Raw genomic sequence first — 1,081 nt, 5'->3', positions numbered from 1 at the left:
GGCTACAGGACTGCTTGTAGCCACCGGGCGCTTCGGGTTCACGCGTCAGGAACCGTCATACGGAAGGGATCTTTGTTCACCAGCCGCTGACTCTGAATGAGGTTACTGTAGGCGGTGCCGACCAGGGAGTTGGCGTCCGCTGGAACGTGGCCGCGGACGCAGGGTTCTGTCTTGGTGAGATGAAGATCCCGAGTCGTAATGCGGGTACCCCGGCCAGGTCTAGTCGGCCGAGGCACCGCACTGTCCGTCATTCGAGATTTCACTCAGGCCGCAGAGTCTGAGGATCCGCGAACCTGGCTGAACCTATTCTCGCTTCGTCCGAGGCTTGAGCATCACAATGACGAGCCCACCGATAGCTCCAGCGACTCCGAAGAGCAAAGCCACCTGCAGAGTCGTCCCCTGGAGGATCCCAAGCAGTACGGCGAGAGCACCGATGACACTCGCCGCTACCGCCGTCCCGATGATAGTCGGCATAATCCGCGCCTTGCTGCCGGTCATTTTCCTCCTGCCCCGATTTAGCCGAAGAGAGCGGAGCCAATCGGCCCGCTCAGCCCACCGAGCAGTCCTCCGATGGCGCCGGTTTCCCGTTCTGCCTGGGTGCCACCTGCGATAGTTGCCCCTGCTCCACCTGCGCCCGCACCCCACAAGGCAGCAGTGACAGCGCCCGCCGCTACACAGCCGACGCTGGCCGTGCCGGCACAAGCAACCCCGGCTGTTGCCACAGCTGCGGCACCCGCGATTGTGCCAGCCACCACCCCGACCCCGTCGGCGAAGCTGAACAGTCCGGTGGGGTCGATGCGGTTGACGGGGTCGCCTGCGGCGTAGAGGTACGGGTTCTGTTCCTGACCGGAGGGGTCGGGGGTGGTGAAGCGGCCGATGTTGGGGTCGTAGTAGCGGGCCGCGAAGTGGTACAGGCCGGTGGGGTCCTGGTAGCCGCCGGCGAAGCGGTAGGGCTGGGGGACCTGTTCGGTGGTGGCGGCTCGCTGGACGCCGCAGGGGCTGTAGGCGTACGTGTTGACCTTCGTGCCCGCTTCGTCGGTCAGGGCGACGACGCTGCCGAGTGCGTCGGTCAGGTAGGAGT

General features: G+C 65.2%; 1 protein-coding gene. It reads right to left on the bottom strand.

Annotated elements, in window-relative coordinates; translation table 11 throughout:
- Positions 1 to 515: 515 nt before the first annotated feature.
- A partial coding sequence (locus tag ACZ7HQ_RS45880; RefSeq protein ID WP_471003688.1) for an RHS repeat-associated core domain-containing protein occupies positions 516 to 1,081 on the bottom strand: 566 nt, incomplete at its 5' end.

The sequence above is a fragment of the Streptomyces sp. NPDC037290 genome (assembly GCF_055603245.1).
This window is presented reverse-complemented; position numbering and strand designations above follow the sequence as displayed.